The sequence below is a fragment of the Rhizobacter sp. genome, assembly GCF_035702065.1.
In the GTDB taxonomy this organism is placed as follows: Bacteria; Pseudomonadota; Gammaproteobacteria; order Burkholderiales; family Burkholderiaceae_C; genus Rhizobacter.
Map to the genome: position 1 here is coordinate 1 of NZ_DASSRA010000076.1, position 9,621 is coordinate 9,621.

Sequence of the window (9,621 nt, forward strand, 5' to 3'; positions counted from 1 at the left end):
ATCCTGGTGCATGGCGCCGATCATTTCGTCGGTGAGTTCACGCAGCGAGATCTTGCGTTCGAGTGCGCGCTTGATGATCTTGTCGTCGATGTCCGTGACATTGCGCACATAACTCACGCGGTAGCCGAGCGCGCGCAACCAGCCGTAGATCACGTCGAACGCCACCATCATGCGTGCATGGCCCACGTGACAGTAGTCGTAGATCGTGATGCCGCACACATACATGCGCACGTGATTGGGCTCGATCGGAACGAACACCTCGGTTTGCCGATTCAAGGTGTTGAAGATGCGCAAGGTCATCGTGAGATGCAGGAGTGGGGCCGCTCAAGGGCCGTGTGGCTGGGTTTGCAGCCGGGGAGATTGCCTGGCTGTTCCGGTGCTGCCGACGAGCTCGGCGCGTCGATCCGAAGGGCCGCCGGCGATGGGGCTGCGATACAATTTTCGGAGTATAGCGGCCTGCCCTTCCACCGCATTGGGGCATTGCCCGCACCCTCTCCAGCGCTTGGGTCACAGGCGCTCGCAACCCAAATCAGGATGTCGATGGTCTGTACACGCACTCCGCTTTTCGGCCTGGTTGTCGCGGGCTTGATGCTCACCGCCGGGCCTGCGCGCGCAGACGAATACGCCGACGTCGACCGACTGTTCAACGCCGGCCAGTACAGCGAGGCCGTGCAGAAGGCAGACCAGTTCCTCGCCTCCCACCCACGTGATGCGCGCATGCGCTTCCTGAAGGGCCTGGCCCTTTCCGAGCAAGGCCGCCTCGTGGAAGCCACAGCGATCTTCGTCAAGTTGACCGAAGACTTCCCCGAACTGCCCGAGCCCTACAACAACCTGGCCGTGCTCTACAGCAAGCAAGGCCAGTACGACCAGGCACGCCGCGCGCTGGAGTCGGCGATCCGCACCAACCCGAGCTACGCCACGGCCTACGAGAACCTCGGCGACGTGTACGCCAAGCTGGCCAGCCAGGCCTATTCGAAGGCACTGCAGGTCGACGGCACGAGCACCGCGAAGGTCGGCCCCAAGCTGGCGATGATCCGCGACCTGTTCTCGCCCAAGACCACGGCACTCGCTGCTGCAGCGCCCGCACCGAAGCCCGCACCCGCGGTAGCGCCAGCCGCCGCAAAACCACCAGCACCCACTGTGGTGGCTGCTGCACCCAAGCCTGCCCCGGCACCTCCACCGCCCGCGCCGACGCCCGCGCCACCTGCGCCAGCCCCCGCACCGGCGGCCAAGCCTGCACCCACGCCGCCCGCTGCGCCGGCGACAGCGACAGCACCGGCAGCGGCACCCGCAGCTTCAGCACAAGAGGTTCAAGGCGCGGTGACAGCTTGGGCCAGTGCCTGGAGCCGCAAGGACATGGAGGCCTACTTTGCGGCCTATACGCCCGAGTTCTCCGGCGGCAAGTCACGCAAGGCCTGGGAAGAAGACCGCCGCGCCCGCATCACCGGCAAGCGCAGCATCTCGGTCCAGCTGTCCGACTTCGACACCAGGGTTCAAGGCGACAAGGCCACCGTGCAGTTCCGCCAGAACTACAGCGCCGACACCCTGAAGGTGTCGAGCCGCAAGCGGCTGGAACTGGTGCGCATCTCCGGGCGGTGGCTGATTCAGAAGGAAAGCACCGGTTCGTGAGCCATTCATGGGTTGGATGGGCCGGCGCCTGGCTGGCGGGTGGCGCGCTGCTCTTCGCGGGCGGTGCTGTTGCTGCTTCGCCCAAACTTGCGGCCACGGGAAACAAGCCCCAGCCTGCGGCTGTGGAGGCTGTGGCCGCTTCGCCTGAGGCGCGGCTGCTGGAGATCTACCGCCTGCTGCGGGCCAACGAAAGCGGCACCGCCTTGGCCCGCGCCGAGGCGCTGGCGCGCGATGTGCCCAACTTCCAACTGGCGCAGCTGGTCTATGGCGACCTGCTGTTGACCCGCCGCGGCAAGCTCTCAGCCCCCGATGTCCCGCCTCCCGATCTGTCGGCCTCGGCCGCCACGCAGTGGACACAGCTGCGTCAGGAAGCCGCCCGTCGCCTGGCCGCCATCACCGAGCGCCCACCGTTGCACGCCCTGCCGCGGCAGTTCATCGACATCCCGAGCAGCACCCGCCATGCGATCGCGGTCGACGCCAGCCGCTCGCGCCTGTATCTCTTCGAGAACGGTCCGCAAGGCCTGAAGCTGATCGCCGACAACTACGTGTCTCTGGGCCGCCTGGGCATCGACAAGAACGAGCAAGGCGACCAGCGCACCCCCCTGGGCGTGTACTTCATCACCAGCCGCCTCGATGCGGCTCAGCTGAAGGAGTTCTACGGGCCGGGTGCGCTCACGCTGAACTACCCCAACGAGTACGACCGCCGTCGCGGCAAGACGGGCGGTGGCATCTGGCTGCATGGCGTGCCGCCGCAGAACTTTGCCCGCACACCTCAGAGCACCGATGGCTGCGTGGTGCTGTCGAATGAAGACATCAGCCGCCTGCTGCGCGACGTGTCGCCCCGGCGCACCCCGGTTGTCATCGCCCCCAGGATCGACTGGGTCCACGGCAGCCAGACGGAGCGCGAGCGCATCGGCGCGCGCGCGCTGGTCGAGCAATGGCGCGTGGCGCGTTCGCGCGGCGACGTCAACAGGCTGATGGGCTTCTACTCACCGCAGTTCACCAGCGGTGAGATGGACCTGGCGCAATGGACCAAGGTGCTCGACAAGGAAGCCAAGGCCGCCAATGGCCGCGCCTCCGAGCTCAAGGAACTGTCGATCCTGTCGTGGCGTGACACCAGCGACGTGCTCGTCGTCACCTTCGGCGAGGTGCTGCACGGCCAGCTCACCGGCCCGATGAGGCGCCAGTACTGGGGCAAGGAAGGTGGACAATGGAAAATATTCTTCGAAGGAGTGATCGGATGACAAAGCGAACCCACTGGCTGGCTCTCTTCGCGGCGGCTTGCATCGGCATGGGCGCAAGCCTCGCGGCCCACGCGCAGAAGGTGAAACTGGCCACGTCGCTGGGCGACATCGTGGTCCAGCTCGACGCCGCCAAGGCGCCCAAGACCGTCGACAACTTCGTACAGTATGTGAAGGCCGGCCACTACGACGGCACCGTATTCCACCGCGTGATCAACAACTTCATGATCCAGGGCGGCGGCATGACGGCCGACCTGAAGGAAAAGCCCACGCGTGCACCCATCCCTCTGGAATCGCGCAACGGGCTCAACAACGAGCGCGGCACCATCGCCATGGCGCGCACGCCCGATCCCAACTCGGCCACCTCGCAGTTCTTCATCAACGTGAAGGACAACGACTTCCTCAACGCCGCACGTTCGCAAGACGGCAACGGCTACGCGGTGTTCGGCAAGGTCATCTCGGGCATGGACGTGGTCGACAAGATCCGCGCCGTGCCCACCGGCCCTGGCGACGTCCCCACCACCCCCGTGACCATCAAGAAGGCCACCCTGGAGAAATGACATGAGCAAAACCGTCGAACTGCAAACCAACAAGGGCAACATCCGCGTCGAACTCGACGAAGCCAAGGCACCGCTGACGGTGGCCAACTTCATCGCCTACGTCGAGAAGGGCCACTACAACGGCACCGTGTTCCACCGCGTGATCAAGAGCTTCATGATCCAAGGCGGCGGCTTCGAGCCCGGCATGAAGCAGAAGCCGACCGTCGAGCCGATCCAGAACGAAGCCAACAACGGTCTCAAGAACGACCACTACACCATCGCCATGGCGCGCACCAGTGCACCGCATTCGGCGTCGGCGCAGTTCTTCATCAACACCACCGACAACGACTTCCTCAACTTCAAGTCGGAGTCGCCCAATGGCTGGGGCTATGCCGTGTTCGGCAAGGTCGTTGCCGGCAAGGAAGTGGTTGACGCCATCGAAGGCGTGAAGACGGGCAACCGCGGTGGCCACGGCGACGTGCCGCTGGAAGACGTGGTCATCACCCAGGCGACCGTCGTCTGAGACACGCCATGCAGGCTGAAGTCCATGCGCCGCCGCGGTGGCGAAGCATCGACTTCATCTCCGACCTGCATCTCGCCGCCGACACCCCGCACACTTTCGAGGCCTGGGCCGGCTACCTGCTGGGCACGCCGGCCGACGCGGTCTTCATCCTGGGCGACCTGTTCGAGGTGTGGGTCGGTGACGACGCACGGTTCGAGGGCTTCGAAGCACGCTGCACCGAAGTGCTGACCCAGGCCGCGCAGCACCGCGCCCTGCACTTCATGGTCGGGAACCGCGACTTCCTGCTCGGCGAAGAGATGCTCCGCGCCTGCGGCATCACGGCACTCGCCGACCCCTGCGTGCTGTCAGCCTTCGACCAGCGTTGGCTGTTGTCGCATGGCGACGAGCTCTGCGTGGACGACACGGAATACCAGAAGTTCCGCGCCATGGTGCGCCGCCCCGAATGGCAAGCGAACTTTCTCTCGCAGCCACTGGAGGCTCGACAGCACTTTGCCCGCGAGGCGCGCACGCAAAGCGAAGCGCGCAAGAAAGACCTGCCCTCCCCCGCAGACTGGGCCGACATCGACCCCACGATGGCCATCGAGTGGCTGCGGCGAAGTAACAGCACAACGCTCATCCACGGTCACACGCACCGGCCCGCCACCGAACCGCTCGGCTCAGGCTGCATGCGCCACGTGCTGTCCGACTGGGACTTGGAGCACCCGCCTCACCGCGCCGAGGTCCTGCGGCTCACCGCCAGCGGCATCGCGCGGCTGCCTTTTCGCGACGCCCTGCGCTGAGGCGGCCTATCGTGCTGGAAGCATGGCGCCGTTGGCGTGACCGGCGAACACTGGAACGCCGCCCCATCCCCGATGCACTGTGGCACACCACACTGGCCCGTTTCCCCTTCTTGGCCGCCCTCTCTGCCGATGATGCCCATCAACTGCGCGAGATGAGCACGCTCTTCCTCGCCCGCAAGGAGTTCAGCGGCGCACAGGGATTGGAGGTCACCGACGACATGGCCGTCGCCGTCGCCGCCCAAGCCTGCCTGCCCGTCCTGCGGCTCGGACTCGACTGGTACGACAGCTTCGTCGGCATCGTGGTGCATGCCGGCGAGGTGATCGCCCGGCGCGAGGTGATGGACGAGGACGGCGTGGTCCACCACTACGACGAACCACTTTCAGGCGAAGCCATGGAAGGCGGGCCAGTCACCCTGTCGTGGCAAGACGTGGCCGAGGCCGGCAACACCGCCGAGTGGGGCTACAACGTCGTCATCCACGAGTTCGCCCACGTGCTGGACATGCGCGATGGCGAGGCCGACGGCGTTCCGCCGCTCCAAAGCCGCGCCGCGCAGGCCGAATGGCAGGCGGTGTTCGCCTCGGCGTATGAGGCCTTCTGCGCCGAAGTCGATGCCGGTGTGGACACTTGGCTCGACCCCTATGGCGCAGAGGCGCCCAGCGAGTTCTTCGCCGTCGCTTGCGAGGCGTTCTTCGTCTCGCCGCTCGATCTGCAAGCCGACCATGCCGAGGTCTACGCCTTGCTGGCCGGCTTCTTTCAGCAAGATCCGGCCGCGCGCGTCTGACCCAAAAGAAACGGGGCCTGCTCGGCCCCGTTTCTCACACGCTTTCCACCACTCAGGCCGTTGCCGGCTCCGCCTTGGGCTTGTCGCTCTTCTTGGGCGGCTGGATGTCGAGCACGGTCTTGCCATCGGCGTCGATGTCCACCGTGAGGCGGCCACCATCGACCAGGCGGCCGAAGAGCAGTTCGTCGGCCAGGGCACGGCGAATCGTGTCCTGGATGAGGCGCTGCATCGGGCGCGCACCCATCAACGGGTCGAAGCCCTTCTTGGCCAGGTGCTTGCGCAGGCCGTCGCTGAAGGTCGCCTCGACCTTCTTCTCGGCCAGCTGGGCCTCCAGTTGCAGCAGGAACTTGTCGACCACGCGCATGATGATCTCCTCATCGAGCGCACGGAAGCTGACCGTCGCGTCCAGGCGGTTGCGGAACTCGGGCGTGAACAGGCGCTTGATGTCCGCCATCTCATCGCCTTGCTCGCGCGAGTTGGTGAAACCGATGGTCGCCTTGTTCATGGTTTCGGCCCCCGCGTTGGTCGTCATGATCAGGATGACGTTGCGGAAGTCGGCCTTGCGACCGTTGTTATCGGTCAGCGAGCCGTGATCCATCACCTGCAGCAGCACGTTGAAGACGTCCGGGTGCGCCTTCTCGATCTCGTCGAGCAGCAGCACCGCATGCGGCTTCTTGGTGACGGCCTCGGTCAACAGGCCACCCTGGTCGAAACCAACATAGCCCGGGGGCGCGCCAATCAGGCGGCTGACCGCATGACGCTCCATGTACTCGCTCATGTCGAAGCGGATCAGCTCGATGCCCAGGATGAAGGCAAGTTGCTTGGCCACCTCGGTCTTGCCGACGCCAGTGGGCCCGCTGAACAGGAAGGAGCCGATCGGCTTGTCCGGCTTGCCCAGGCCCGAGCGCGCCATCTTGATGGCGGCCGCCAGGGCTTCAATGGCCGGCTCCTGGCCGAACACCACGCTGTTCAGGTCACGCTCGATGGTCTTGAGCTTGGAGCGGTCATCGCTCGACACGCTGGTCGGCGGGATGCGCGCGATCTTGGCGACGATCTCTTCGACCTCATTGCGGGTGATGGTCTTCTTCTGCTTGCTCTTGGGCAGGATGCGCTGCGCGGCGCCGGCCTCGTCGATCACGTCGATCGCCTTGTCGGGCAAATGGCGGTCGTTGATGAATTTGGCCGACAGCTCGGCCGCCGCCTGCAAGGCGCCCAGCGCGTACTTCACGCTGTGGTGCTCCTCGAAGCGCGACTTCAGGCCCTTCAAGATCTCGATGGTCTGCTCGACCGAGGGCTCGACCACGTCGACCTTCTGGAAGCGACGCGACAACGCCGCATCCTTCTCGAAGATGCCGCGGTATTCGGTGAAGGTGGTCGCGCCAATGCACTTCATCGAACCGGAACTGAGCGCCGGCTTGAGCAGGTTGCTCGCGTCCAGCGTGCCGCCCGAAGCCGCACCCGCACCGATCAGGGTGTGGATCTCGTCGATGAACAGCACCGCGTTCGGCTGATCCTTGAGGTGCTTGAGCACGCTCTTCAGGCGCTGTTCGAAATCACCGCGATACTTCGTACCGGCGAGCAAGGCACCCATGTCGAGCGAGTAGACCTGCGCGTCGGCCAGGATCTCGGGCACGTCGTTCTGCGTGATCCGCCAAGCTAGGCCTTCGGCGATGGCCGTCTTGCCCACGCCGGCCTCGCCCACCAGGAGCGGGTTGTTCTTGCGCCGACGGCACAGGATCTGGATCACGCGTTCCACTTCGTGCTCGCGACCGATCAGCGGGTCGATCTTCCCGTCGCGTGCAAGCTGGTTCAGGTTCTGGGTGAACTGGTCGAGCGGCGAACCCTTGGATTCACCATCTTCCTTCTCACCTTCGTTGCCGGAACTTTCGTTCGACTTGGGCTGCTCCGGCGGGTCGGTCTTCTTGATGCCGTGGGCGATGAAATTCACCACATCGAGGCGCGTCACACCTTGTTGGTGCAGGTAGTAGACGGCGTGGGAATCCTTCTCACCGAAGATCGCCACCAGCACGTTGGCGCCAGTCACTTCCTTCTTGCCGCTGCCGGTGGACTGCACGTGCATGATCGCGCGCTGGATCACGCGCTGGAAGCCCAGCGTCGGCTGCGTGTCGACCTCGTCGGCACCGCCCACCGTGGGCGTGTTCTCCTTGATGAACTGCGCCAGGCTCTTGCGCAACTCGTCAATGTTGGCGGAGCAGGCGCGCAGCACTTCAGCGGCGCTGGGGTTGTCCAGCAACGCCATGAGCAAGTGCTCGACCGTGATGAATTCGTGGCGCTGCTGGCGCGCCTCGACGAACGCCATGTGCAGGCTGACTTCTAGCTCTTGCGCAATCATGCGGCCTCCATAATGCATTGCAGCGGGTGGCCGCCGCGCCGTGCGGCAGTCAACACCAGTTCGACCTTTGTTGCCGCCACGTCCTTGGTGTAGACACCGCAGACGCCTCGGCCTTCCTTGTGTACCTTGAGCATGATCTGCGTCGCCGTCTCGAGGTCGCGTTTGAAATACTCCTGGAGCACCATCACGACGAATTCCATCGGCGTGTAGTCGTCGTTGAGGAGCACCACCTGGAACATCCTCGGCGGCTCTGTCTTGGCCGTCTTGCGCTCGGCAACGACAGCCCCTTGGCCGCGATCGGGTGCAGGCCCTTTCGGTGGCGTTGGTGGCTTGGGTGTGTCGTCGGGCATGGATTCATTCTATCGAGTTGGGGTTCTTCGATCAGTGTCTCGGATATTGCGACGGATGGGGCATGCGCAAGCCCAGAAATGCATCACGGGCATCACATTTTTCGAGCCTTCCAAGATCGATGCCAAGCCCCGGAGCTCGCCTTGACAGCCCGGAAACCGGGACTGAGAATCCCGCCGGTCTAGGGAAGGGAGCCCCGGTATGGCGATCGGAACGGTGAAATGGTTCAACGATGCAAAGGGTTTTGGCTTCATTGAGCCCGAGGGAGGTGGGGATGACGTGTTCGCCCATTTCTCTGCCATCCAGATGGATGGCTTTCGCACTCTGAAGCAAGGCGGCCGAGTCAGTTACGAACTGGTGCAAGGCCCCAAGGGTCAGTTGGCCCAGAACATCTGCCCGCAAGATGATCCGGTTAGTGTGCTGGTCGCTGCAGCTGCCGCCAGCCAGCCCGGCGCCGGCGCAAGCGCCTGAAGCGACGCCCCATGAAAAAGGCCCACCTGAGGTGGGCCTTTCGCTTTCTGGCTTGGTCAGATCACATGTTCTCGATCATGACTTGGCCGAATCCCGAGCACGAAACCTGCGTCGCGCCGTCCATCAGACGGGCGAAGTCGTAGGTGACCTTCTTGCTGGCGATGGCCTTCTCCAGCGAACTGATGATCAGGTCGGCGGCCGCTGTCCAGCCCATGTGGCGAAGCATCATCTCGGCGGAAAGGATCTCGCTGCCCGGGTTGACGTAGTCCTTGCCGGCGTACTTGGGCGCTGTGCCGTGGGTTGCCTCGAAGCAGGCCACGGAATCGGACAAGTTGGCACCCGGGGCGATCCCGATGCCACCCACCTGCGCGGCCAGGGCGTCGGAGATGTAGTCGCCGTTCAGGTTGAGCGTGGCCACCACCGAGTACTCGGCCGGGCGCAGCAGGATCTGCTGCAGGAAGGCGTCGGCAATCGAATCCTTGACGATGATGTCCTTGCCCGTCTTGGGATTCTTGAACTTGCACCACGGGCCGCCGTCGATTAGCTGGGCACCGAACTCCTTCTGAGCCAAGGCATACGCCCAATCCCGGAAGCCACCTTCGGTGTACTTCATGATGTTGCCCTTGTGCACGATGGTGACGCTGGGCTTGTCATTGTCGATGGCGTACTGCAGCGCCTTGCGCACCAGGCGCTCGGTGCCTTCGATCGAGACCGGCTTGATGCCGATGCCCGAGCTGCCCGGGAAACGGATCTTCTTGACGCCCATGTCGTCGATCAGGAACTTGATCAGCTTCTTGGCCTTGTCGGACTGGGCCTCGTACTCGATGCCGGCGTAGATGTCTTCCGAGTTCTCGCGGAAGATGACCATGTTGGTCTTCTCGGGCTCCTTGAGCGGCGAGGGCACGCCCTTGAAGTACTGCACCGGACGCAGGCAGACGTAGAGGTCGAGCTCCTGG

At 64.4% G+C, this 9,621-nt stretch carries 10 protein-coding genes and 1 pseudogene; 7 read left to right on the forward strand and 4 right to left on the reverse strand.

Going from position 1 to position 9,621, the window contains the following annotated elements:
* Positions 1-300: pseudogene (locus tag VFL64_RS03620) on the reverse strand (cysteine--tRNA ligase); the annotation flags it as partial.
* 240 nt (positions 301-540) lie between these two features.
* Here VFL64_RS03620 and VFL64_RS03625 point away from each other — a divergent pair.
* From VFL64_RS03625 to VFL64_RS03650, 6 genes are read left to right on the forward strand one after another with little or no spacing between them, the layout of a single operon-like run.
* Positions 541-1,629 (forward strand): tetratricopeptide repeat protein, encoded by a 1,089-nt coding sequence (locus tag VFL64_RS03625; RefSeq protein WP_489539021.1) that lies wholly within the window; start codon positions 541-543, stop codon positions 1,627-1,629.
* Positions 1,626-2,873, forward strand: coding sequence for a L,D-transpeptidase family protein (locus VFL64_RS03630; RefSeq protein ID WP_489539022.1), 1,248 nt, complete (start codon positions 1,626-1,628; stop codon positions 2,871-2,873). Before VFL64_RS03625 ends, VFL64_RS03630 begins: the two co-directional genes overlap by 4 nt.
* Positions 2,874-2,920: 47 nt before the next feature.
* Positions 2,921-3,430: a peptidylprolyl isomerase gene (locus tag VFL64_RS03635; RefSeq protein WP_489539030.1), complete on the forward strand. Its 510-nt coding sequence runs from the start codon at positions 2,921-2,923 to the stop codon at positions 3,428-3,430.
* A 1-nt stretch (position 3,431) separates the two neighbouring features.
* Positions 3,432-3,932 carry a peptidylprolyl isomerase gene (locus tag VFL64_RS03640; RefSeq protein ID WP_489539023.1) on the forward strand — a complete coding sequence of 167 codons (501 nt, stop codon included), beginning with the start codon at positions 3,432-3,434 and terminating at the stop codon, positions 3,930-3,932.
* Between the two features lie 8 nt (positions 3,933-3,940).
* Entirely contained in the window at positions 3,941-4,711 is a 771-nt protein-coding gene (locus VFL64_RS03645; RefSeq protein WP_489539024.1) for a UDP-2,3-diacylglucosamine diphosphatase, read from the forward strand.
* 11 nt (positions 4,712-4,722) lie between these two features.
* A complete protein-coding gene (locus VFL64_RS03650; protein WP_489539025.1) occupies positions 4,723-5,493 on the forward strand; it encodes a M90 family metallopeptidase in 771 nt (256 codons plus the stop codon).
* Between the two features lie 52 nt (positions 5,494-5,545).
* On the opposite strand, the gene clpA is transcribed toward VFL64_RS03650, so the two are convergent.
* Together clpA and clpS are read right to left on the reverse strand one after the other, a co-directional pair.
* Complete coding sequence (clpA, locus tag VFL64_RS03655; RefSeq protein ID WP_489539026.1) at positions 5,546-7,846, reverse strand: ATP-dependent Clp protease ATP-binding subunit ClpA; 2,301 nt, start codon at positions 7,844-7,846, stop codon at positions 5,546-5,548.
* The gene (clpS, locus tag VFL64_RS03660; RefSeq protein ID WP_489539027.1) at positions 7,843-8,196 is read right to left on the reverse strand and encodes an ATP-dependent Clp protease adapter ClpS; all 354 of its coding nucleotides are present in this window, start codon (positions 8,194-8,196) and stop codon (positions 7,843-7,845) included. Before clpS ends, clpA begins: the two co-directional genes overlap by 4 nt.
* A 199-nt stretch (positions 8,197-8,395) precedes the next feature.
* Here clpS and VFL64_RS03665 point away from each other — a divergent pair, with 199 nt between their 5' ends.
* On the forward strand, positions 8,396-8,665 hold the full coding sequence (locus VFL64_RS03665) for a cold shock domain-containing protein (protein ID WP_489539028.1): 270 nt from the start codon (positions 8,396-8,398) through the stop codon (positions 8,663-8,665).
* A 61-nt stretch (positions 8,666-8,726) separates the two neighbouring features.
* On the opposite strand, the gene icd is transcribed toward VFL64_RS03665, so the two are convergent.
* The coding region (gene icd, locus VFL64_RS03670; RefSeq protein WP_489539029.1) for an NADP-dependent isocitrate dehydrogenase at positions 8,727-9,621 on the reverse strand (895 nt) is incomplete at its 5' end.